This is a genomic window from Ferribacterium limneticum (genome assembly GCF_020510585.1).
Classification (GTDB): Bacteria; Pseudomonadota; Gammaproteobacteria; order Burkholderiales; family Rhodocyclaceae; genus Azonexus.
The window spans coordinates 3933313-3956938 of sequence record NZ_CP075190.1 but is presented as its reverse complement, the minus strand read 5'-3'; the positions used below and the strand labels follow the sequence as shown (position 1 = coordinate 3956938).

The 23626-nt window shown below is 60.8% G+C and carries 22 protein-coding genes and 1 tRNA gene; 14 read left to right on the top strand and 9 right to left on the bottom strand.

Annotated elements, in window-relative coordinates; genetic code table 11:
• Position 1: 1 nt before the first annotated feature.
• Together nadA and KI613_RS18890 are read right to left on the bottom strand one after the other, a co-directional pair.
• A complete protein-coding gene (nadA, locus tag KI613_RS18895; RefSeq protein ID WP_226402384.1) occupies positions 2-1099 on the bottom strand; it encodes a quinolinate synthase NadA in 1098 nt (365 codons plus the stop codon).
• A gap of 59 nt (positions 1100-1158) precedes the next feature.
• Positions 1159-1611, bottom strand: a complete 453-nt coding sequence (locus KI613_RS18890) for a rhodanese-like domain-containing protein (RefSeq protein ID WP_226402382.1) — start codon at positions 1609-1611, stop codon at positions 1159-1161.
• Between the two features lie 47 nt (positions 1612-1658).
• Here KI613_RS18890 and KI613_RS18885 point away from each other — a divergent pair, with 47 nt between their 5' ends.
• The 3 genes from KI613_RS18885 (at position 1659) to KI613_RS18875 (ending at position 4987) form a co-directional block, all read left to right on the top strand.
• Positions 1659-2831: a cation diffusion facilitator family transporter gene (locus KI613_RS18885; protein ID WP_226402380.1), complete on the top strand. Its 1173-nt coding sequence runs from the start codon at positions 1659-1661 to the stop codon at positions 2829-2831.
• Positions 2832-3018: 187 nt separating this feature from the next.
• Positions 3019-4434, top strand: coding sequence for a type I glutamate--ammonia ligase (glnA, locus tag KI613_RS18880; RefSeq protein WP_226402378.1), 1416 nt, complete (start codon positions 3019-3021; stop codon positions 4432-4434).
• A 109-nt stretch (positions 4435-4543) separates the two neighbouring features.
• Entirely contained in the window at positions 4544-4987 is a 444-nt protein-coding gene (locus KI613_RS18875; protein ID WP_226402376.1) for a DUF4124 domain-containing protein, read from the top strand.
• 62 nt (positions 4988-5049) lie between these two features.
• Here KI613_RS18875 and KI613_RS18870 read toward each other — a convergent pair whose 3' ends face one another.
• Both KI613_RS18870 and KI613_RS18865 read right to left on the bottom strand, forming a co-directional pair.
• Entirely contained in the window at positions 5050-8232 is a 3183-nt protein-coding gene (locus KI613_RS18870; RefSeq protein ID WP_226402374.1) for an efflux RND transporter permease subunit, read from the bottom strand.
• Positions 8233-8235: 3 nt separating this feature from the next.
• A complete protein-coding gene (locus tag KI613_RS18865; protein ID WP_226402372.1) occupies positions 8236-9324 on the bottom strand; it encodes an efflux RND transporter periplasmic adaptor subunit in 1089 nt (362 codons plus the stop codon).
• 89 nt (positions 9325-9413) lie between these two features.
• On the opposite strand from KI613_RS18865, the gene glnL reads away from it, so the two are divergent.
• The 8 genes from glnL to KI613_RS18825 are packed head-to-tail and all read left to right on the top strand — an operon-like array spanning position 9414 to position 17038.
• Positions 9414-10484: a nitrogen regulation protein NR(II) gene (gene glnL, locus KI613_RS18860; protein WP_226402370.1), complete on the top strand. Its 1071-nt coding sequence runs from the start codon at positions 9414-9416 to the stop codon at positions 10482-10484.
• 49 nt (positions 10485-10533) lie between these two features.
• Positions 10534-11946, top strand: coding sequence for a nitrogen regulation protein NR(I) (gene ntrC / locus KI613_RS18855; RefSeq protein ID WP_226405779.1), 1413 nt, complete (start codon positions 10534-10536; stop codon positions 11944-11946).
• A 10-nt stretch (positions 11947-11956) separates the two neighbouring features.
• Positions 11957-12748, top strand: coding sequence for a biotin--[acetyl-CoA-carboxylase] ligase (locus tag KI613_RS18850; RefSeq protein ID WP_226402368.1), 792 nt, complete (start codon positions 11957-11959; stop codon positions 12746-12748).
• Positions 12745-13461, top strand: coding sequence for a type III pantothenate kinase (locus tag KI613_RS18845; protein WP_226402366.1), 717 nt, complete (start codon positions 12745-12747; stop codon positions 13459-13461). Before KI613_RS18850 ends, KI613_RS18845 begins: the two co-directional genes overlap by 4 nt.
• Before the next feature lie 57 nt (positions 13462-13518).
• Positions 13519-13920 (top strand): DUF350 domain-containing protein, encoded by a 402-nt coding sequence (locus KI613_RS18840; RefSeq protein WP_226402364.1) that lies wholly within the window; start codon positions 13519-13521, stop codon positions 13918-13920.
• A gap of 19 nt (positions 13921-13939) precedes the next feature.
• Positions 13940-14959: an SPFH domain-containing protein gene (locus KI613_RS18835; protein WP_226402362.1), complete on the top strand. Its 1020-nt coding sequence runs from the start codon at positions 13940-13942 to the stop codon at positions 14957-14959.
• A 10-nt stretch (positions 14960-14969) separates the two neighbouring features.
• On the top strand, positions 14970-16895 hold the full coding sequence (locus tag KI613_RS18830) for a DUF4178 domain-containing protein (protein ID WP_226402359.1): 1926 nt from the start codon (positions 14970-14972) through the stop codon (positions 16893-16895).
• Positions 16895-17038: a hypothetical protein gene (locus tag KI613_RS18825; RefSeq protein WP_226402357.1), complete on the top strand. Its 144-nt coding sequence runs from the start codon at positions 16895-16897 to the stop codon at positions 17036-17038. Before KI613_RS18830 ends, KI613_RS18825 begins: the two co-directional genes overlap by 1 nt.
• Before the next feature lie 4 nt (positions 17039-17042).
• Here KI613_RS18825 and KI613_RS18820 read toward each other — a convergent pair whose 3' ends face one another.
• Both KI613_RS18820 and KI613_RS18815 read right to left on the bottom strand, forming a co-directional pair.
• A complete protein-coding gene (locus tag KI613_RS18820) occupies positions 17043-17714 on the bottom strand; it encodes a glycine-rich domain-containing protein (protein WP_226402355.1) in 672 nt (223 codons plus the stop codon).
• Between the two features lie 2 nt (positions 17715-17716).
• Positions 17717-19171: an NAD-dependent succinate-semialdehyde dehydrogenase gene (locus tag KI613_RS18815; RefSeq protein WP_226402353.1), complete on the bottom strand. Its 1455-nt coding sequence runs from the start codon at positions 19169-19171 to the stop codon at positions 17717-17719.
• Positions 19172-19234: 63 nt separating this feature from the next.
• On the opposite strand from KI613_RS18815, the gene KI613_RS18810 reads away from it, so the two are divergent.
• Complete coding sequence (locus tag KI613_RS18810; RefSeq protein ID WP_226402351.1) at positions 19235-19735, top strand: C40 family peptidase; 501 nt, start codon at positions 19235-19237, stop codon at positions 19733-19735.
• Between the two features lie 2 nt (positions 19736-19737).
• Here the strand turns inward: KI613_RS18810 and KI613_RS18805 are convergent, their stop codons facing one another.
• Positions 19738-20601 carry an HDOD domain-containing protein gene (locus KI613_RS18805; RefSeq protein ID WP_226402349.1) on the bottom strand — a complete coding sequence of 288 codons (864 nt, stop codon included), beginning with the start codon at positions 20599-20601 and terminating at the stop codon, positions 19738-19740.
• Positions 20602-20701: 100 nt separating this feature from the next.
• Between KI613_RS18805 and KI613_RS18800 the strand changes: the two genes are divergently transcribed.
• A tRNA-Arg gene (locus KI613_RS18800) sits at positions 20702-20778 on the top strand.
• A gap of 114 nt (positions 20779-20892) precedes the next feature.
• Complete coding sequence (locus KI613_RS18795) at positions 20893-22482, top strand: DUF6538 domain-containing protein (RefSeq protein ID WP_226402347.1); 1590 nt, start codon at positions 20893-20895, stop codon at positions 22480-22482.
• Positions 22483-22597: 115 nt separating this feature from the next.
• Here the strand turns inward: KI613_RS18795 and KI613_RS18790 are convergent, their stop codons facing one another.
• Both KI613_RS18790 and KI613_RS18785 read right to left on the bottom strand, forming a co-directional pair.
• Positions 22598-23425: a hypothetical protein gene (locus KI613_RS18790; protein WP_226402345.1), complete on the bottom strand. Its 828-nt coding sequence runs from the start codon at positions 23423-23425 to the stop codon at positions 22598-22600.
• Positions 23394-23612 carry a hypothetical protein gene (locus tag KI613_RS18785; protein ID WP_226402343.1) on the bottom strand — a complete coding sequence of 73 codons (219 nt, stop codon included), beginning with the start codon at positions 23610-23612 and terminating at the stop codon, positions 23394-23396. The genes KI613_RS18790 and KI613_RS18785 overlap by 32 nt, the downstream gene beginning before the upstream one ends.
• Positions 23613-23626 lie beyond the last annotated feature (14 nt).

Here is a 23626-nt window from a genome sequence, read left to right as displayed (position 1 = left end):
GTCAGGAAATCGCCAGCATGCGGTCGAGGGCCAGCTTGGCCAGCGTTGCTTCGTGGGCCGGTACGGAAATCTGGTTGACCACCTTGCCGTCGACCAGGTTTTCGAGTGTCCAGGCCAAGTGTTGTGGGTCGATGCGCTGCATGGTCGAGCACATGCAGACGGTGGTGGCCATGAACTGGACGATCTTGTTCTGCGGCAAAACCTCTTTGGCCAGACGGTCGACCAGGTTCAGTTCGGTGCCGACCAGCCAGCGCGTGCCTTCCGGCGCTTCCTTGATGGTTTTGACGATGTGTTCGGTCGAGCCGACGTAATCCGAGGCGGCGCAGACTTCGAAATTGCATTCCGGGTGGGCGATGACCTTGCCTTCCGGGTATTTGGCGCGGAAGGCGTCGATGTGCGATTTCTGGAACATCTGGTGCACCGAGCAGTGGCCCTTCCAGAGCAGGATCTTGGCCTTCTTGATCTGGGCCGGCGTCAGGCCACCGAGTTCGAGGTCGGGGTCCCAGACGACCATTTCGTCCATCGCGATGCCCATGTTGTGGCCGGTCCACCGGCCGAGATGCTGGTCGGGGAAGAACAGCACTTTCGGCCGCCGTTCGAAGGCCCATTTGGCGATGGTGCCGGCATTCGACGAGGTGCACACGATGCCGCCATGCTCGCCGCAGAAGGCTTTGAGATCGGCCGCCGAGTTGATGTAGGTGACCGGGGTAACTTCCTCTTCGGCGTTCAGCACGCTGTTCAATTCGCGCCAGCAACGCTCGACCTTGGCCAGGTTGGCCATGTCGGCCATCGAGCAGCCGGCCGCGAGGTCGGGCAGGATGGCCTTCTGGTGCGGGGCGGTCATGATGTCGGCGACTTCGGCCATGAAGTGCACGCCGCAGAAAATGACGAATTCCGAATCGGTCTGCGAGGCCAGCCGCGACAGCTTGAGCGAATCACCGGTCAGGTCGGCGTACTGATAGACGTCGGCGCGCTGGTAGTGATGGCAGAGGATGACGGCCCGCTTGCCGAGCTTGGCCCGGGCGATACGGATGCGTTCATGGCAGGCCTCGTCGGAGAGGCGGTTGAAGGGGTCGAAGGCGATGGTGGCTGTTTGCATGCTGTACTCTGATCTTGGGCCATTTCATTTTTGGCCGTTATTTCCGGTTGACCGTGGGATTATCCCTGAATCCACGGCATTCCGGCCTTGCGCCAGCCACCGATGGTGTTGCGGTGCCCATTGGCATCCTTGTCGCCCTCGAAGCCTTCGAGGATGTTATAGCAACTGTTGTAGCCGGCTTCGGTGGCGGCGGCGGCCGCGGCGACCGAGCGCACGCCGCTGCGGCAGAGGAACATGACCAGCGCTTCGGGATCGACCTGACGCTTGAGTTCGGCCATGAAGTTCGGGTTGCGCACGCCGCCCGGATATTGATTCCACTCGATCTCGACGGCGCCGGCGACCCGGCCAACCCAGTCCCATTCGGCCCGGGTCCGGACATCGACAATTTTGGCGCCGGGCGCCAGGCGCAACAAGTCGCCCGCCTCTTGCGGCGTCAGTTCGCCCTGATAGGGGCGGCCAAGGGCTTTGCCACGCGCCTGCGCCAGACTGAGTATTTCGGTTAACTTTCCCATAATGTCCAACTGTTAAAATTGCACGTTAATAGTATAGGGCAGACATCATGGGACTTGAGCATCACCTCGCCGTCTCCGCTACGCCGGCCGAGCGTTCGGCTGCGGCGCAGAAGGCGACCTGGGTCAGCGTCGCGGTCAATCTGGTGATGACCGTCGCCCAGCTGATCGTCGGCTGGCTGGCCCATTCGCAGTCGCTGGTCGCCCACGGATTGCACTCGTTCTCTGACCTGCTCTCTGATTTTCTCGTCATTTACGCCACCCGGCAGAGCGCCCACCCGGCCGACCGGGCCCATCCCTACGGCCACGCCCGCGTCGAAACCGCTGCGACGCTGGTGCTCGGAGCCTCGCTGACTCTGATCGGCGGCGGCATCCTTTGGGAATCGGGCATGCGTCTTCAGCACATCGAGGCCTTGCCGACCGTCGAACTCGCTGCCTTCTGGGTGGCGGTCGCCACGGTGCTTTCCAAGGAGGCCCTGTATCGCTACCTGATTCGCGTTGCCGAAAAACTGCGTTCGCAATTGTTGATTGGCAATGCTCTCCACACGCGGGCCGATGCGGCGTCAGCGCTGGTCGTCGTGGTCGGCATCGGCGGCGCGCTGATGGGCTGGTCCTTCCTCGACCTGCTGGCGGCGGCGCTGATGGGTTTCATGATCCTCCACATGGGCGCCCGTCTGGCCTGGGGAGCCATCAAGGAACTGATCGATACCGGCCTCGACGACGTCCAGGTCGAAGCCATCCGGAAGACGCTGCTGGCGACGCCGGGCGTGCGTGATCTGCATCAGCTGCGGACCCGGCGCATGGCGCATCAGGCCTTGGTCGACACTCATGTTCAGGTCGATTCCCGGATCAGCGTTTCCGAGGGGCATCGCATTGCCGAATCGGCGCGCGCCAGGGTTCTGCGCGAACATCCGGAGGTGCTTGACGTGCTCGTGCACATCGATCCCGAAGACGACATGGATCCGGATAGCTACGCGACCCGCCTCCCGGCACGCGATGCCTTGCTCGGCGAATTGCAGCCACTGCTCGCCGGTCTGCCCGAACCGCAAAAAATCGTCCTGCATTACCTGAAAGGCCAAGTGGAGGCCGAAATCTTTTTCAGCCACGACCTGTTTCAAAACGGCGAGGCGCTTCGTCAGGCCGAGAATCTTCTGGTCGATCGCCTGAAGTTGCACCCCTTGATTCGGCGCGTATCCCTGAATTGCCTTGTTGCACCAAATTAGTGTGTTAATTTTGTGTGTTGCACAATCGCGGTGCGTCAATTCTTTGCTTAAACCCTGCATCCCGTTGTGGCAAAATACAAAGATTACTCGCCGAGCTTTGGCATGCTTTCTGCTAATGTTCCGAGTTGCGAATTTTTGATTGTCGCCGGATCGCCCGGCAACTTGTTTTCTTAGGAGATTAAGGCATATGGCAACCCCGCAAGACGTCATCAAGATGATCAAGGAAAACGACGCCAAGTTCGTCGATTTCCGCTTCACCGATACCCGTGGCAAGGAGCAGCACGTGACTGTGCCGGTTTCCGCCTTCAGCGAAGACAAGTTCGAGAACGGTCACGCTTTCGACGGTTCCTCCATCGCCGGCTGGAAGGGCATTCAAGCTTCCGACATGCAACTGAACCCGGATCCGGCAACCGCCTACATCGACCCGTTCTTCGACGAAACCACCGTCGTCCTGACCTGCGACGTCGTTGACCCGGCCGACGGCCGTGGCTACGACCGCGACCCGCGTTCCATCGCCAAGCGCGCTGAAGCCTACCTGAAGTCCTCCGGCATCGGCGACACCGCCTACTTCGGTCCGGAACCGGAATTCTTCATTTTCGACGGCGTTGATTGGTCTGTCGACATGTCCGGCTGCTCCCTGAAAATCCACTCCGCCGAAGCGGCTTGGGGTTCGGGCGAGAAGAACGACGGCAATGGCTCCACCGGCCATCGTCCGACCGTCAAGGGAGGCTACTTCCCGGTTCCCCCGGTCGACAGCCTGCATGACATCCGTTCGGCCATGGTGCTGACTCTGGAAGCCCTGGGCGTCCCGGTTGAAGTTCACCATCACGAAGTCGCCACTGCCGGTCAGTGCGAAATTGGTACCGTGTTCAACACCCTGGTCAAGCGTGCCGACCAGACCCAGATCCTGAAGTACGTGGTGCACAACGTTGCCCATCAGTACGGCAAGACCGCCACCTTCATGCCGAAGCCCATCGTTGGCGACAACGGTTCCGGCATGCACGTCCACCAGTCCATCTGGAAAGACGGCAAGAACCTGTTCGCCGGTGACGGCTACGCTGGTCTGTCTGACACCGCCCTGTTCTACATCGGCGGCATCATCAAGCACGCTAAGGCCCTGAACGCCATCACCAACCCGGGCACCAACTCCTACAAGCGTCTGGTCCCGCACTACGAAGCCCCGGTCAAGCTGGCTTACTCGGCCAAGAACCGTTCTGCTTCCATCCGCATTCCGTACGTTGCCTCGACCAAGGCTCGTCGTATCGAGACCCGCTTCCCGGATCCGATCGCCAATCCGTACCTGTGCTTCGCCGCGCTGCTGATGGCCGGCCTGGATGGTATCCAGAACAAGATTCACCCGGGCGATCCGGCTGACAAGAACCTCTACGACCTGCCGCCGGAAGAAGATGCAAAGATCCCGACCGTCTGCGCCTCTCTCGAAGAAGCCCTGGCCGCGCTCGACAAGGATCGTGACTTCCTGACCCGTGGCGGTGTCTTCTCCAACGACTGGATCGATGCCTACATCGCCCTGAAGATGGACGAAGTGAACAAGGTTCGCATGACGACCCACCCGGTCGAGTTCGATCTGTACTACTCCTGCTAATCAGCCGGAAAAGCAAAAAGGGCGGGATTTCCCGCCCTTTTTTTGTTTACTTTTTCCAGGCTCGGCCGTTAAGTCCGGTACACTCAAAAAATTGACAGGAATGATGACGATGATGCGCAGTCCGCTTGCCCTGCTTATCGCTTTGTTGCCGCTCTCGGTTTCGGCCCAGGCGATTTACAAATGTGTCGATGCCAATGGCAATACGACTTATGCCAGTGCCCGGATCGACAAGAATTGCAAGGTGATTTCCAGCGGTCAGGAAAATGCCATGCCGGCACCACCCAAGGCCAAGCCGGCGGCGGCCAATCCCTCACCGGCAGGCTTCCCGCGCGTACAGGAAGACACCCAAAAGGCGCGCGACGGCGATCGTCGCCACATCCTCGAACAGGAGCTGGCTGGCGAGCAGCGCAACCTGGAGCAGGCGCGCAAGGATTTGTCTGAACAGCAGGCCGCCGGTTCGAGCAACGACCGTCTTGCCCCCTACCGCGACCGCGTCGGACAACATGAGCGTAATATCCAGGCGATTCAGAAGGAGCTGGGTAACCTCAGGTAGCTACCAGTTATCAAAATCGGGCTATTAGGGGAATTTTGAGGGCGCCGAGGCGCCCTTTGCTTTTACTTCCAGCTAACAGCTCGATCCTTGATCCTGTCTTTAGGATCCTCTCTCCTGACCTTGTACCAGGCCGCATAAAGCGCCGGCAGGAAGAGCAGGGTCAGCGCCGTGGCGACGATCAGGCCGCCCATGATGGCGACGGCCATCGGCCCGAAGAAATCGTTGCGCGATAGCGGAATCATCGCCAGTACCGCTGCTGCAGCAGTCAGCACGATGGGCCGGAAACGGCGCACCGTCGACTCGACAATCGCTTCATGGCGCGGTTTGCCGGCCGCCATGTCCTGCTCAATCTGGTCGACGAGAATCACCGAGTTGCGCATGATCATCCCGAACAGCGCAATGGTGCCAAGCAGGGCCATGAAGCCGAAAGGTTGCCGGAAGACGAGCAGGAACAGCGCAATGCCGATGATGCCGAGCGGTGCCGTGAGCAGCACCATGATGACGCGGGAAACGCTCTGCAGCTGGATCATCAGGATCGTGATCACCGCCAATACGAAGAGAGGAATGCCGGCCATCACCGATCCTGAGCCTTTTGAGGATTCCTCGACCGAGCCGCCGGTGGCGATGTGATAGCCGTCGGGCAGGCTGGCCTGGATGGCATTGATCTCGGGCTTGATGCGGTCGACGACGGTGGCCGGCTGAATCTTGCCGTAGAGATTGCCGCGCACCGTGATCGTCGGCAGGCGGTCGCGGCGCCAGATCAGTCCTGGCTCGAAGCTGTGTTTGAGGCGCCCGATCTGGCTCAGCGGAACGCTCTTGCCGGCCCGTGTCGGTACCGACAGATCAGCCAGTGACGACAGGTGGCTACGCTCTTCGCGGTCGCCACGCAGTACGACATCGATGCTCTTTTCGCCTTCCCGGTAGCTGGTCACCGTATGGCCGTTGAGCGACATGTTGAGTAGCGCGGCGATATCCTGGCTGGAAACGCCGAGCAGGCGCGCCTTGTCCTGATCGATTTCGATCTCGACCGACTTCGACAACTCGCTCCAGTCGACGTTAACGTTGGATAATTCCGGATTCTCGCGCATGATCGTGGCGACCTTGGCAGCTGCCTGGCGCAGCGTGGCGACGTCTTCGCCGGAAATGCGGTATTGCACCGGATAGCCTACCGGCGGGCCATTTTCGATGCGGGCGATGTTGCCGCGAGCGGCGAAACTGTCATTTTCGAACAGCTTGATCAGTCGACCGCGGACGGCTTCCCGGGCCTCGACGTCGCGCGTGACGATGACTAGTTGGCCGACATTGCTGGCCGGTAGTTGCTGGTCGAGGCCAAGGTAGTAGCGCGGCGCTCCGGTCCCGACAAAGGCCGTGTAATGCTCGAACTGGTTGAATTCCTCCTTATCCTTGTCTAGCCACTGTTCAAGGCGCTTTGCCTCGGCGTCTATGGCGGCTATCGATGCACCCTCGGGCAGACGCAGTTCGACATTGAGTTCAAGGCGGGTCGAGTTCGGGAAGAACTGCTTCTGAACCTTGATCATGCCGACGATGGACAGCACAAAAAGGATGATGGTGACGCCAATTACCAGCCAGCGTCGTCCGACGCACCAGCTGACCAGTTGGCGAAAGCGGGTATAGAACGGCGTGCCATAGACGTCATGGTCTTCGGCGTGGGCCGGGCCATTCAGGCCGAGCTTGTCGAACAGGCGGGCAAGGCGCGGCAGGCGTTTTTCCAGGCGGCTGCTCTGGTGTACTGCGTGCGGGTTGGGCAGCAGCTTGTAGCCGAGCCAGGGAATGGCAATGACGGCGGCCAGCCACGAAATGAGCAGGGCGACGGCGTTGATCTGGAAGAAGGCGAAGGCATATTCGCCGGTTGATGACTTGGCCAAGGCAATCGGAATGAAGCCGGCGACGGTAACCAGCGTGCCCGAGAGCATCGGTCCGGCCGTGCTCGTGTAGGCAAAGGAGGCGGCACGGGTGCGTTCCCAGCCCTGCTCCATCTTCACCCACATCATCTCGACGGAAATAATCGCGTCGTCGACGAGCAGGCCGAGGGCCAGCACCAGCGCGCCAAGCGACACCTTGTGCAGGCCGACGTTGAACAGATACATGGCGAGAAAGGTAGCTGCCAACACGAGCGGGATGGAGATGGCGACGACCAGGCCGGTGCGGATGCCGAGGCTGATGAAGGTGACGAGCAACACGACGATGACGGCTTCGGCCAGCGCCTGCGTGAAGGCCTTGACCGAACGGGCGACGGCTTCCGGCTGGCTGGTCGCTACACCAATGTCGACGCCTACCGGCAAGGCTTCCTGCAGCTTGGCGATGCGTGTGTTCAGGGCCTTGCCGAGCTCGATGATGTCGCCACCCTTGGCCATCGAGACGCCAATGGCGAGGGCAGGCTTGCTGCCAAAGCGGACTTTGGTGCTGGGCGGGTCGATGGTCCCGCGTTTGATGTCAGCGATATCGCCGAGCCGAAAACTGCGGCCGCCCGCCCGGATCAGCGTATCGGCGACGGCCTGCACGCTGTTGAAAGCCCCGCCGGGCCGAACCTGGATGCGCTCACTGGTAGTCTCAAAGAAGCCGGTGCCGGCTACGGCATTCTGCTGAGTCATCGCAAGGGTAATGGTTGCCAAGTCGATGCCGAGCGTGGCGAGCTTGGCGTTGGAGAGTTCGACATAGATCTTTTCGTCCTGGATGCCGAAGATTTCAACCTTGCCAACCTGCGGTACACGCAGCAGTTCATCGCGAATGCGCTCGGCCTGGTCCTTCAGTTGCGGATAATCGAAGCCTTCCGCGGTCAACGCGTAAATATTGCCAAAAACATCGCCGAACTCGTCGTTGAAGAAAGGTCCCTGAATGCCGGTGGGTAAGGTGTGGCGGATATCGCCGATTTTCTTGCGCACCTGGTAGAACACGTCGGGCACAGTGGCCGGCGGCGTGTTGTCCTTGGCGAAGAACATCACGGTCGATTCGCCGGGCCGGGAGAAGCTGGAAACGCGGTCGATGTAGGGCGTTTCCTGCAGTTTTTTCTCGATCTTGTCGGTCAGTTGCTGCTCAACCTGACGCGCCGTGGCACCTGGCCAGAAGCTGCGGATCACCATGATCTTGAAGGTGAAGGGCGGATCTTCGGCCTGGCCGAGTTTGCCGTAGGCAAAAACGCCCATCAGCGCGATGGCGAGCAGGAAGTAGCCGACCAGCGTGCGGTGGTGTAGCGTCCAGTCGGACAGGTTGAAGCGGTGGCTCACGATTTAGCGCTGCCGATCCGGGGTCGTGGCGGGCCTGGCTTGCACTTCCTGACCGTCGACCAGCTTGCCGGCGCCGCTGATGATGACCAGTTCGCCGGCCTCCAGTCCGCCGCTCAATTCGACGCCATCTTCGCGGAAGCGGGCAACCTTGACCGGGTGGGTGGCAACTTTGCCATCCCTGACGACGCGGACCAGCGGACCTTGCCCGACATCAATCACGGCGCTCAAGGGGACGAGAAGCGAGCTTTCCATTGCGTCATCAAGGGCGACGCGTGCCGTCATGCCGAGACGAACCTCGGGCGGTGGGTTGTCGATGCGAATGCGCGCTGCGTAGGTGCGCGTTGCCGGGTCGGCGGCGGGCGAAAGTTCGCGCAGTTCGCCGCGCAAGATAATTTTCGGGTCGGCCCACAGGCTGATGGCCAGATTTTTAGCGGCTTTCAGTTCAGCCAGACGGCTTTCGGGAATGGCAATGGCGACTTCCTTTTCCTCCGGGCGGGCGACGCGCATCACGGCCTGGCCGGGGCTGACGACCTGGCCAGCATCGGCGAGAACGGCCGTGACGATGGCTGGAAACTCGCTGCTCAAGGTGCCGTAGCTGGTCTGGTTGCCGCTGATCCGGCTCTGCGCACGGGCTTGTTCAAGGCGGGCCTGGGCGCTCTTGTAGGCATTGTCCTTGGCGTCGAAAGCGGCCTGGCTGACGAATTTTTTGGCAATCAGGCCGGCGTAGCGTTCGCGTTCGGCGCGAGCCGTGGTGTGCTCGCTTTCGGCGCCTGCTAATTGAGCGCGGGCGGCAGCGGCGGCCAGTTCGAGATCGGCCGGATCGAGGCGGGCCAGCGGCTGACCGGCCTTGATTTCGGCGCCGGCGTCGACCAGGCGGGCGGCAATCTTGCCGCCGACGCGGAAAGCCAGATCGACTTCATGTCGGGCGCGGATTTCGCCGGTATAGACGCTGCCGGTCAGCGGCGCACTGGCAGCGGCCTGGACCAGCACGGCGCGGGGCGCCGGTGGCGTGGCATCGCCAGCCTGACAGCTGGCGAGAACGGTAGCTGCAGTAACCAGCAAGGCGGCAACACGAGGAGCGGTCTTGATCATATTGGGGTCCGGTGGACAGTGTCCGGATGATAATGAACGATTGGTCAGTAACGCAAGTTATCATCAGTAGGGGGTGCCGAATCGCTACAATGGCGGGCATGAACGTTACTCATTCTTCCTTTGCCGGCCTTGATCTGCTGGCTTCGGCGGTGCTCCTGCTGGATGACGCACTGGCCATCCGCTATATCAATGCGGCGGGCGAAAACCTGCTGGCCGTGAGCAGCCGTGCCGTGATCGGCCAGACCCTGACGACAGTCTGCACCTGCTCGGCGAGCTTGCAGTCGGCGCTCGATAATGGCTTGAACAACAACTGGGGCTACACCGGCCAGAATGTCGAATTGAAACGCAGCGATGGCGAGGTGCTCAACATCAACTGCACGGTGACGCCGCTACGCCCGGATATCGCGCCGGGCGTTCGCCTGCTGCTCGAGCTGCAGCCGATCCAGCACCATCTGGCAGCAACGCGTGAAGAGCGCCTGATCGAGCAGCAGCAGGTCAGTCGCGAGCTGATCCGCAATCTGGCCCACGAAATCAAGAATCCGCTCGGCGGCATTCGGGGGGCTGCGCAGTTGCTCGAACACGAACTGGCCAATCCGTCGCTCAAGGAATACACGCAGGTCATCATCAAGGAGGCGGATCGCCTTCAGGATTTGATGCAGCGCTTGCTCACCCCGCATCGGGCGATGTTGCCGACGACGGTCAATATTCACGAAATCCTCGAGCGGGTGCGCAGTCTGCTGACTGCCGAGTTCCCGGGGTCGCTGAGCGTTCGTCGCGATTACGATACGAGTCTGCCCGAACTGGTCGGTGATCGCGAGCAGTTGATCCAGGCGGTCCTCAACATTGCCCGCAATGCGGCGCAGGCCATGGGCGGCGAAGGGGAAATTGTTCTCCGGACGCGCTCCTTGCGGCAGGTGACGCTGGCCAAGAAACGCTATCGGCTGGCCATGGAAATCAAGGTCATCGACAATGGCCCGGGCATTTCCGACGAAATCCGCGAACGCATGTTCTATCCGCTGGTTTCCGGGCGCGAGGGGGGGAGCGGCTTGGGACTGACCATCGCCCAGAATTTCATCCAGCATCATCATGGCACGATCAATTGTGTCAGCCGGCCCGGCCACACGGTCTTCACGCTCAATCTGCCGGTTGAGCAGGCTTGAGTCTTGCTTCTGTTAAGGCCATTCTGAACACATAATGAGCCAACAAAATATGAAACCGGTCTGGGTCGTAGACGACGATCGCTCCATTCGCTGGGTGCTGGAAAAAACCCTGTCCCGCGAAGGTATCCCTTTCAAGAGTTTTGCCTCGGCCAGCGAGGCCATTTCGCAGCTCGAACAAGGCATAGAACCGCCGCAAGTGCTGATGTCCGACATCCGTATGCCCGGCCAATCGGGGCTGGAGCTGTTGCAGGAGGTGAAAACCCGTTTCCCGTCGGTGCCGGTCATCATCATGACCGCCTACTCCGATCTGGAAAGTGCGGTCGCCGCCTTCCAGGGCGGCGCCTTCGAATACCTGCCGAAACCCTTCGACGTCGATCAGGCGGTCGAACTGATCCGGCGCGCTATTGATGAATCGATGCACCAAAGCGGTGCGGCGGAGGAAGAGGGGCTGGTCCCGGAGATTCTTGGCCAGGCGCCTGCCATGCAGGAAGTCTTCCGCGCCATCGGCCGGCTGGCTTTGTCGCATGCGACGGTGCTGATTACCGGCGAGTCCGGTTCCGGCAAGGAACTCGTAGCGCGCGCCCTGCATCGCCATAGCCCACGGGCCGACAAACCGTTCATTGCCATCAATACGGCGGCGATTCCCAAGGACTTGCTCGAGTCGGAACTGTTCGGCCATGAGCGCGGTGCCTTTACCGGCGCCCAGGCCCAGCGGCGTGGCCGCTTCGAGCAGGCCGAGAGCGGTACGCTGTTTCTCGATGAAATCGGCGACATGCCGGCCGAACTGCAAACCCGCCTGCTGCGCGTCCTGTCGGATGGGCATTTCTATCGCGTCGGCGGTCATTCGCCGATCAAGGCCAATGTGCGGGTCATTGCGGCGACGCACCAGAACCTCGACACGCGGGTCAAGGATGGTCTGTTTCGCGAAGACTTGTTCCATCGCCTCAATGTCATTCGCGTCCGTCTGCCGGCCCTGCGTGAACGGCGCGAAGACATTCCCTTGCTGGCTCGCCATTTTCTGCAGAAGAGTGCGCGGGAACTGGGTGTCGAAACCAAACGTCTGACTGAAGCTGCCCTCAAATACATGAGCGGCCTCGATTTTCAGGGCAACGTTCGCCAACTGGAAAACCTCTGTCACTGGCTGACCGTCATGGCACCGGGGCAACAGGTCGATATCAGTGACCTGCCTGGCGAATTGCGCGAGGCGACGCCGGTGTCTTTGTCCACCGACTGGGAAAGCGCGCTGGAAGGCGAGGCCGACCGCATGCTGGCGCGTGGCATTCCGGACATCCACGGCGTTCTGTCGCAGGTTTTTGAGCGCATCCTGATCTCCCGGGCGCTGGCCCATACCGGCGGCCGGCGGATCGAGGCGGCGCAGGCGCTGGGCATTGGGCGCAACACGATCACCCGCAAGATCGCCGAACTCGGCATCGATGGAGGCAAGGAGCACGCAGCGGAGTAAAATCCGCGGCATGACACTGATCGATCCAGTCTTGATTAAAACGCGGCTGGCCGGTTTGGCCGGCCGCTTTGATGTCGACGCGCTGGACGAATGCGACTCGACAAGCAGCGAACTGATGCGTCGGGCCGAGCGCGGTGCGCCGTCCGGCTCGGTCGTCGTCGCCGACCGGCAAAGCGCCGGGCGCGGGCGACGCGGGCGGAGTTGGCTGTCATCTCCCGAATCCAGCCTGACTTTTTCCTTGCTCTGGCGATTTCCCGGTAACGCGGCCGGTCTGAGTGGCTTGTCGCTGGCCGTCGGCGTCGGTCTCGCTCAGGCCATGGAAAATCTGGGCGCCAAGGGTGTTTGCCTGAAATGGCCGAACGACGTGCTGCTGCGTTCCGGCGACGATTTCGCCAAGCTGGCCGGCATCCTGATCGAGCTGTCATCCGACCGCCGTGGTACGCAGGCGATTATCGGCATCGGTCTCAATCTTGCGCCACCAACGGGCGATCTGCCGCAGCCGGTGGCCGGTTTGAGCCAGGCTTGTTCGCACGCAATTGATCGCCACGATGTCTTGGCCGCCATCCTCGGCCAGTTGGCGGCTGTCCTCGACACTTTCACGGTAAACCGGTTTTTTGGCCTAAAAATGAAATGGCAGAGCTACCACGCCTGGCAGGATCAGGCCGTGCAAGTCCTCGGTGACGGTGAAGATCCAAGGCGCGGCCGCTGTCTCGGTGTTGATGACGATGGCGCCCTGCTGCTCGAAACTGCGGCCGGGGTCGAACGCATTTTTTCCGGCGACGTCAGCCTGCGCCGCGCATGATCGTCTGTCTCGACAGCGGCAATAGCCGCATCAAATGGGGCGTGCATGATGGCAAACAATGGCTCGCCCAGGGCGCCGTTGCCCATGCCGAGGTCGAGCAGTTGCGGCAACTCGTCGGCGACTGGCCGCATCCGGCCAAGGTAATGCTGGCCAATGTTGCTGGCGCCGAGGCTGGCGGACGAATTCGCGAGCAGCTGGCACCTTGGCTACCAGTGTTTTCTGAAGCCCGCTCGGAAGAGACGCGTTGTGGCGTGACCAACCAATATCGCAATCCGGCCCAACTCGGCGTCGACCGCTGGTGTGCTCTGATCGGCGCCCGTGGCCTGAGCCGGACGGCGGCTATCGTGGTCATGGCCGGGACGGCGACGACCGTCGATACGCTCGACGCCGACGGCAATTTCCTCGGCGGCCTGATCCTCCCCGGCGGCGAGCTGATGCGCCGCGCGCTGGCCGTGGACACGGCAGCATTACCCTTTGCCAACGGCAGCCATGCCGACTACCCGCGCTGCACCGACGACGCCATCGTCACCGGCTGCATCGAGGCGCAGGTCGGCGCCGTCGAACGCGCCTGGCAGCGACTTGGCAATATCGACAAGGTCTGCCTGCTGTCCGGCGGCAATGCAGCCAGTCTGGCCCCGCATCTGGGTATCCGCTGGCGTTCGGTAGCCAACTTGCCGATGGAAGGTTTGCTCCGCCTGGCGCTCGACGCTTGAACAAACCCCGGCGAGCGGTGACAATCCGCTGTCATTGCGCTTCCTCCGGGAGATTCCATGTTCGATCCGGTCATCAGCAGCCTGCCGGCCTTTGCCGGCTATTTCGCGACAGCCGTCGGGCTGCTTGCCGTCTTTCTCGTGCTCTATGTCTTCGTCACGCCCTACAGCGAGCTGGCCCTCATCCGCGAGGGCAATACGGCGGCGGCGATCAGCCTGGGCGGGGCCATCATCGGCTATGCCTTGCCGATCGCGGTGTCGGTGGCGGCCAGCCATAACATCTACGTCATGATCGGCTGGGGCGTCGTTGCCTGTGTCGTCCAGCTCATGGCCTACATCGTTGCCCGCTTTGCGCTGCCGCAGATCAATCTGAACATTCCGCAGGGCAAGGTTGCCTCCGGGATATTCCTCGCTTCGCTTTCCCTCGGCATCGGCATTCTCAACGCCGGCTGCATCGCCTGACCATACAAGGAGAAAACTCATGGCTCTGATGGACTTCATCAAGAAACAGTTTATCGACATCCTGCAATGGACCGAGGATGGTGACGGCACTCTGGCCTGGCGTTTCCCGATGGCCGAGATGGAAATCCAGAACGGTGCCAGCCTGACCGTGCGCGACTCGCAGGTGGCAATGTTCGTCAACGAAGGCACTGTCGCCGATGTCTTTGCGCCCGGCATGTACAAGCTGACGACGCAGACCCTGCCGGTCCTGACCTACCTGAAAAACTGGGACAAGCTCTTTGAATCCCCGTTCAAGTCCGATGTTTATTTCTTCTCGACACGCACCCAGATCGACCAGAAGTGGGGCACGCCGAACCCGATCACCATACGCGACAAGGAATTCGGCGTCGTCCGCTTGCGTGCCTTCGGCATCTACTCGTATCACCTGACCGACCCGAAGACCTTCTACCAGAAGATTTCCGGTACGCGCGATGCCTATGGCCGCGAGGAACTCGAAGGCCAGTTGCGCAACACCCTGGTCGCCGGCCTGACCGATTTGTTCGGCGAATCCGGCGTGCCGTTCATCGACATGGCGGCCAATCAGGACGAATTCGGCAAGGCGATGTTCACCAAGGCGGCGCCGATGTTCGCCGAGTACGGTCTGGCCCTCGATTCGCTGGTCGTCCAGAACGTCTCGCTGCCCGAGGAACTGCAGAAGATTCTCGACCAGAAAATCGGCATGAACATGATCGGCGATATGCAGCGCTACACGCAGTACCAGGTCGCCAACAGCATTCCCGATGCGGCGAAGAACGAGGGTGGCCTGGCGGCGATGGGCGTTGGCCTGGGGGCCGGGGTCGGTTTCGGCCAGGTGGTCGGGCAGGCCATGGCCGGAGCGCTACAGCCGGGTACGGGCGCAGCAGCGCCGGTCGCCGCTTCCGTCTCGGCTGACGAAGTTGTGGCAACGCTGGAAAAGCTGCATGGGCTGGTCGAAAAAGGCATCCTGAGCCAGGCCGAGTTCGACGCCAAAAAAGCGGAATTGCTCAAAAAACTGAGTTGACCGTAGCAACGTGGCTGTCACTGCCCACTGCCCTTCCTGCGGGGCGCCGGTTGTCTTCAAATCGGCGTCCTCGGTCTTTGCCGTCTGCGAATACTGCCAGAGCACGCTGGTTCGCCACGACCAGAATCTCGAAGACATCGGCAAGATGGCGGCGCTGGTCGAGGACCGTTCGCCGCTGCAACTGGGGGCGGAAGGCAGCTACAAAGGCGTCCATTTCGCCCTGATCGGGCGCATCCAGATCAAGTACAGCCAGGGCATCTGGAACGAGTGGCACCTGTTGTTTGACGACATGCGGACAGGCTGGCTGTCCGAGGCTGGCGGTGAGTATGTGCTCACCTTCGCGCAGTTCGTCGCAGAGGCGCTGCCGCAATTTGATGACCTCAAGATCGGCCAGCGCTTCGTACTGGCCAGCCAGACGTGGACGGTCAGCAATATTGAGAACGCCGAGTGCGTGGCCGGCCAGGGCGAGTTGCCGTTCAAGGTGGGGGCCGGCTATCCGGTTGCTGCGGTCGACCTGAGAAATCAGGCCAGTTTCGCCACGCTGGATTATTCGGAAACGCCACCCCTGTTGTTTGTTGGTGAGGCGGTCGAGTTCAGTTCGCTGAAAATGGCCAACCTGCGCGACGGCATGGCCGTTCCGACCAAGGCGGTCGAGGCCCGCGTTTTCCGCTGCCCAAGCTGCGGTTCGCCGATGGCGGCCCGCTCGCGGGAAATTCTCGCGGTCGGCTGCGCTTCCTGTGGCGCCGTGGTTGATGCCGCGGACGAGAGCTACAAGATTCTGTCGAAGTCGCTCGGCATGCGTGACGAGAAATATTCGGCACGCCTGCCGCTGGGCAGCAAGGGGCGGCTCGAGGGCAAACCGGTCGAGGTCATCGGCTTTCTCGTCAAACGCTGTGTGGTCGACGGTCTGGCCTATAACTGGAGCGAGTACCTGCTGGCCGGCGAGCATGGCAGCTATCGCTGGCTGACCGAATACAACGGTCACTGGAATGTCGTCGACGTGCTGTCCAAACCGCCGGCTGGGGGAATCATTGAAGTCGATAATGTTCGTTTTGGCGGGCAGTCCTTCAAGCATTTCTCGACCACGCAGGCAGCGGAGGTCGTTCAGGTGGGCGGCGAGTTTACGTGGCGGGTCCGGCGCGGTGAAACCAGTCGCGTCGTCGATTACGTGGCGCCGCCGCTCATCTTGTCGAGTGAATCGACGGGCAATGATCTGACCTGGTCGCAAGGCAACTACGTCGAGCCTCAAGTGATCGCCGAGGCTTTCAAGCTGAAAGCAGATTTGCCCGAGCCGACAGGCGTTTTCGCCAACCAGCCGAATTCGTGGAGCGAGACGAATCGGCGGATTTGGGGGCTGTTCTGGAAGCTGGCGCTGGCCGCCATTCTGGTTCAGGCCTTCTTCATTTTCGTTTCCAGCGGCAAATTGCTGCTGCGCCAGGATTTCACCTTCGAACCCTTGCGCGGCGACGAGGTGCAGACCCGCGAATTCGAGATCACGGGCAAGCCACGCAAGATCGCCGTGCACAACCAGACCTCGCTCGACAACAACTGGATCGGCCTCGACATGATGCTGGTCAACAAGGTGACCGGCGCCGCCTGGCCAGCCGCCCGCGAGTTGTCGTTCTACAGCGGTTATGACGACGGGCGGTGGACCGAGGGCAGTCAGAGCGACGAAATCGTCTTCCTGAATATTCCGGCCGGTACCTACTACCTGACGCTCGATCCGGACATGGCGCCAGACAAACCGATGGCCGTGCGCGACCGTGTCGAAGTGCATACAGCCGGCGCCGGCTGGTCGAATTTCGTCTTGGTGATGATCTTCCTGCTCATCTTTCCGATTTTCAGCGCCATGCGTCATGCCGCCTTCGAGGCGCGGCGCTGGGCCGAAAGCGACCATGCGCCGGTGAGCAGTGATGATTCGGATGGAGACGACTGATGTTCGACAAACTCACCCTCGCCACCGGTGTCTTCGCCGTGCTGTTCTTTGCCTACGCCCAACAGCAGGGCTGGAACATGTTCGACAACGTGGCCAATTCGAGTCATGGCGGCTCCGGCAGCAGCCGGACTTACCACAAGTAGTCGGCTAGTCCCCACCTCCGCCGCAACCACCGCCACAGCCTCCACCACCGTCACCTCCGCTGTCGGCGCTTCCAGAGTCACCGGAGCATCCGCCGCTACTACCGCCGCAGCCGATGTGGCTGGCGCAATAGCCGGACCCCGCCGCGCCGCCGCTGGCCGCCAGACAGTCCAGTTGATAGACGAAGCCGCCGGCAATGCCGAGTGCGGCGTCCAGAGCAAACAGGCGGGGCAGGCGCTCCGGCTTTTTCGGGTTGATCTTCTCGTGGGCGCAAGCCAGCCGCCAGGCGCGCTTGAGGCCGTCGCTTGCCTGCGTCGGCGTGCGCATCGCCTCGGCCGGCGTGTGGTGCAGGAAGCGGCCGAAGGCGTGGCGGCAGAACTTGTCGTACTGGCGCGTGAACAGGATGAACTCGTGCCAGGCGTCGTCCGCCGCCTGCGACGGCATGGCGACCATGTGCCGGCCAGCCTTGCGGCAGAGCTGAAAGTAATCGTCGAGCGCCGCGAAAACTTCGTTGCGCTGCTCGGCACTCAGTTCCGGTCGGCGCGCCGCCAGCCGCTTGTCGAGAAAACGCTGGTAAGGATAGGCAGCGATATACGCGCCGCGCCGCTGCCGGCTCCAGTTGCGCCAGAGCAGCACGCTAGCCAGAACCAGCAGTGAAATGAGGACGATCTTGCCCATGCTCAGCCGTTGATGTCGAAGCAGAGATATTTGATTTCGAGGTAATCCTCAATGCCGTATTTCGAGCCTTCGCGCCCGAGGCCGGATTGCTTGATGCCGCCGAAGGGGGCGACCTCGTTCGAAATCAACCCGGTATTGATGCCGACCATGCCGTATTCGAGGGCCTCGCCGACGCGCCAGCAACGGCCGACATCGCGCGTGAAGAAATAGGCAGCCAGGCCAAACTCGGTGTCGTTGGCCATGGCGATGGCTTCGGCCTCGGTCTCGAACTTGAAAAGTGGGGCGACCGGGCCGAAGGTTTCCTCGCGGGCGACCTGCATGGCGGTTGTCACGTCGGCCAGCACGGTCGGCTGGAAGAAGTTGCCACCGCGTTCGTGACGGGCGCCACCGCACAGCACGCGGGCGCCCTTGCTGAGCGCATCGGCGACATGAGCCTCGACCTTGCTCAGGCCGGCAGCGTTGATCAGCGGGCCTTGCGCCACGCCAGCTTCGGTGCCGTCGCCAACCTTGAGGCCACGCGCCTTCTCGGCGAATTTCGTGGCGAATTCCTCGTAGATGCCCGACTGGACGAGAAAGCGATTGGCGCAAACGCAGGTCTGCCCGGTGTTCCGGTATTTTGCCGCCAGAGCGCCGTCGACCGCGGCATTGACATCGGCGTCGTCGAAAACGATGAACGGCGCGTTGCCGCCGAGTTCGAGCGACAGTTTCTTGATGGTCGGCGCGCATTGCGCCATGAGCAGGCGACCGACCGCGGTCGAGCCGGTAAATGACAGCTTGCGGACGATGGGGTTGGCGCACAGTTCGCCGCCGATTTCGGCCGGTTTGCCGGTCACCACGTTCAACACGCCGGCCGGGAAACCGGCCTGTTCGGCCAGCACAGCCAGCGCCAAGGCGCTGAGCGGTGTCGCTTCGGCCGGCTTGATGACGACCGGGCAACCGGCGGCCAGGGCCGGCGCGACCTTGCGGGTAATCATGGCGAACGGGAAATTCCACGGCGTGATCGCCGCGCAGACGCCAATCGGCTGCTTGATGACGATCAGGCGGGTGTTCGATGCCGGGCTGGGAATACTCTCGCCGTAGGTGCGCTTACCCTCTTCGGCAAACCATTCGATGAACGAGGCACCGTAGATGACTTCGCCCTTGGCTTCGGCCAGTGGCTTGCCACATTCGGCCGTGATGATCTGCGCCAGGTCGTCGACGTTGTCGAGGATCAGGCGGTTCCAGCCCTGCAGAATCTGGGCACGACGGCGGGCGGTCAGGGCACGCCAGGCCGGCCAGGCAGCATTGGCGGCATCGATGGCCCGACGGGTTTCAGCCGCACCGCAGAGTGGTACTTCGCCGATCTGCTCGCCGCTTGCCGGGTTGATCACGGCGAAGGTCGAACCATCATCAGCAGCATTCCAATTTTGGCCAATTTTTCCGGTTGACCGTAGCAGATCGGTATTTTGCAGATTCATGGTCTTGAAAATTCCTGTAAAAACGGTAAGTTGCAAATTGTTCCAAGAAGGCACTGTGGCTTGATGCGTATTCCCGTCCTGATTCCAATCCTCCTGTCAGCCTTGTTGCTGGCTGCCTGCTCTGGCCCGGCACCGCGTTCCTCGGACTCGGCGGAAACTATAACGCAAGCGTCGCGCTCGGTCAGCGAGAAGGGCAATGAAGTGGTTTTCTATGCCATGGGGCTGATCGATACCGGCTACCGCTTCGGTGGCAAGAACCCCGAAGCCGGACTCGATTGCAGCGGCATGATCAGCTATATCTATGGCCGGGCGGCGGGTCTGAAGGTCCAGGGCAGTGCCGCGGATATCGCCCGCAATGGCCGGGCGATTAATCGTGCCGAATTGCGACCGGGCGATCTGGTTTTCTTCAATACGCTCAACCGTTCGTTTTCGCATGTCGGGATATTCATCGGCGATGCCCGCTTCATCCACGCCCCGTCGACCAACGGGAAGGTCCGCATCGACCGCCTCAGCGACGGCTATTACGCCTCGCGTTTTGAAGCCGCGAGAACGCTCTTCGACTGAACTCAGTTGGCGGCTGATTCAATCGCCGCGGCAACGGGCTGCCGCAAATCATCGAGGTCGTCGCCCGAGATGCCAAGGAAGTCCAGCGCCCGCGCGAACAGATCGTTGCCGACCTCGATGTCCTCATCAAGAATTTCGCTGAGCAGGTGCTCGGCGACCTGAGTCACGGCTATCAGCGAAAGCGCGCCACCGGGCAAGGTCCGATCCGGCAGGTCGTAGGCGTCGTTCTCGTGATGAAAGCGGATGGCCTGGCCGAGAATCGCCGGCAGCCCCCAGTTGCGGACCAGCAATGAACCGACGACGGGATGGCTACAGGGGTAATACTGTTCTTCTGCCACATTCAGCATGATGCCTTCGCGACGGCATTTTTCCAGAACCTCGCCGTAATTTGGAAAGCGGCGCATCAACAGCGGTATTGCTGCATCGTGAAACAGCGCATAGGTATAGGCGGCATCGGCCGAAATCCCGTACTGGCGGCGGGCAATCAGGCTCGATGCCAGAGCCAGCATCGTTGTCCGCTTCCAGAATTGCTCGATCCACGCCGCCGGCAGTCCGGTGACGCTGGCGCGTAGCGCCGAGGCGACCACCACGCACAGTACATTCTTCGTCCCGAGACGCTCGACGGCCTTGCGCACGCTGGAAACCGGACTGCTGGTGCCAAAAAGTGGCGAGTTGGCCAGCTTCAGGGCTGCCGCCGACATGCCGGCATCGCTGCTGATGATCTCGGCGAGCCGAATCAGGTCCGGTTCGTCTTTTTGCCCCTCTTCCATGGCATCGCTGACCATGCCCGGGCAGGTCGGGATATCGATGGTGGCAATGACCTTCTGCAGGTCTTCAGGAGACAACTCGTTGTTGCTATGGGTCATTGGGGGCGATTTATGCAATATTGTTGATTTATAAAAGCTTAATGCTGTTCGCAGCATGGACGCAAGGCTTCCCTTGGAGGTAGAATCCTCCCCTCCCAAGGCGCCCGTAGCTCAGCTGGATAGAGTACTGCCCTCCGAAGGCAGGGGTCACTGATTCGAATTCAGTCGGGCGCACCAATATTCTCCAAAGGGTTGCCATTGCGGCAATCCCCGTCTTTTCAAGGTTCCAGCTTTCTGAACTGTTACACAGTGCTGTTACACAGCCGGTATCATTCAGGGATGGGAACCAACTTGAAAGACCAGACGCACCTCGTTAAACGAGGACCAATCTACTATCACCGCTTGCGGGTTCCGGCTGCCCTGCGCCAGCATTATGGCAAGGATGAACTGGTAGTTTCCCTGCGGACCCGTGAGAAGGCCGAAGCACTCCGCCTTGCTCGCCTGCGCACTCTCCAGCTAGATCAAGAATTTGCCCACATCCTAGCCATCCAGAGCGTTGGTTCAGCTACAGACCTGACCCGCGAGGAAATCGACCGCATGGCCGCGCTGTATTACGCGCATATCCTTGAAGAGGACGACGGGGCCCGTATGGAAGCCGCCGCTGAAGGTGGATTGTCTGACCGGAAGTGGGAGAACAAGGCGCACTCATTGGATGTGGTGGCTGCTGCTGAAGCTTTCGATGCCGGACGCTCGCGTTTGGGTGACACCTTTGAGGAAGAGGACTTCGCCGGGAGCTACGGTCTGAAAGTCGCCAAGGATTCACCCTCGTTCGTTCCCTTGATGATGGCCATGAAGGACGCCTACCGGAAAGCGTTGGAGGCTCTGAAGTTACGCCACGGAGGCGCTGTGGTGGAGACGCCAATGGTTCAGGCTGGCATCATCCGGGGTGAATTGATCGGAAAGGGTATGACTTTCACCGCGTTGCGGGAGTACTGGCAAACGCAGAAAGCCCCTAGGCCTCGCACCATCATGGAGGTGGAATCCGTCATTACGTGGCTGGCCGAACTGAAGCCGGGGCTTCTCGCCTCCGCGATGACTAAAGCGGATGTTGTTTCCTTCAAGGATGATCAACTAGCCAAGGGAAAAGCACCGGCAACGGTTAGAAAGTATCTCGGGCTCTTGCGGGGCTTGTTCTCGGTGGCTGTCGAAAACGACAAGCTGCCACTGAATCCCACGACCGGCGTTAAGGTGCATATGCCGAAGGTGACCAAAAAGGCCCGCCTACCGTTTTCAGCGGAGGACCTTTCGGATCTGTTTGCTTCGCGTGTTTTCACCCAAGGAGCGCGTCCCATTGGTGGTCGTGGAGAGGCTTCGTTCTGGCTTCCGCTCATTTCTCTTTTTTCTGGTGCCCGTCTGTCTGAAATCGGGCAGCTAATGACCACGGATATACAGCTTGAACGTGGTGTTCACGTCTTCTACTTCACCACGGATGCCGATGATGAGCAGACACAGAAGTCGGAGGTCAGCCGTCGCTGGGTGCCTGTTCATCCTGTGCTGGTGAAATGCGGATTGCTGGATTACTGGAAGTCTGTGAAGGAGTCCGGGGATGGCCAGTTGTTCCCACTGCTGGAGAGAACCCGGCAAGGCAATATTACGGCTACGTGGTCGCAATGGTTCGGGCGCTACCTGCGGGACGTTGTGAAGATAAAAGACACTCGCAAAGTCTTCCACAGCTTCCGGCATGGTTTTAAGGATGCCTGCCGGGATTCAGATATACAGCTTCAGGTGCATGATGCCTTGACTGGGCATGGGTCAGCTACTCCCAATTCAGGTGAGGGCTACGGCGGGGCTTTCTATCCATTGTCGCCGCTCATTTCTGCCATGGAGAGGCTGCATTACGACGGCTTAGACTTGTCGCATCTCCACAAAAACAGGGGGTGACGGACGGACGCACGGAACATTACGTGGGGTGCAAATTGCACCATCTAGAGATGCACCCCGAAGAGTTCCACAGTTTCGCCTTGTGGTTGTCTTCGGGGTCCTCGACAAGCTGTCGCTAGAATTCCGAATTGGGGTCTGAGGGCTCGGCTATGAACTCGACCTCTCCCCGCTCGTCGTTCCAGAATTCCCGGAGCGAGTCCGGAAGGCGGCTATCGTAAATCTCAAGGGCGCGCGCAAGGACTTCATGCTTCTGCTGGCCCTGCTTGCCGAGAGCCTTGAGGATGTTATTGGCCATCACTTGGGCTTTCTCTTCGAGCCACGCATCCCGGTCAATGGTATCCGCCTCAGTGGTGCTCCCCGCTGCCCGTTTCTGTGCTTCATGCCACGACAGCCCGGCAATGTCAGTCAGCGACATCCCCTTCTCCTTGAGTAGCTTTGTACGGGTGCGGAACATGCCCGCCATGAAGCCATCGGACATTCCGGAGTCACGCACTATTCGCGCTTTTGAGAGCTTGGTGCAAGTTGAAAGCCGCCATGCAAGGGCCTTCTTCTCGGGGTTAGACATGAGCATTTTCACGCCCGAGTTCAGCCTGCCCGCGTAGCCCATCGCTTCATCAAGGCTCCCAGAAAATACCTTGACCGGGACTTCATCCCGCCAACCTGCGGCACCGTACGCCTGCAAGCGGTGATGTCCGTCAATGACCGCCCAGTCACTGCCGACCCAAAAGACCGTAATCGCATCTAGTGCGTGGCCTCCTTTCGGGGCTTTGGCAAGGTCCCGCACATGGGCATTCGAGGCGTACCCGGCAGGCCCCCTTGGCTGGAAAACCTCGGGGAATTGTTGGATGGACCCGACAAGTAACTTCCGTGGTGCCTCGGCAGGGGGCGGACTGCCTGCGGCTATCGCCTTCTCAAGTTCTAACTTGGCTTCGAGTGCTGACATGTTCTTCACTATCTACATTTGATTGACGATGTTCGGCCAAGATGCGGGCCAATACCTGATTGTTGTTGAGCCGCTGACCGGTCTGCCGTTCGATGTCCCGCTGAAAGTCCTTCAGGTAGTCGAATGCGGACACCGGGAAAGCGACTTGCCGAAATACTAACTGCTCGCTGCTGTTGGGATGAATCATGATCTGCTTTCGTA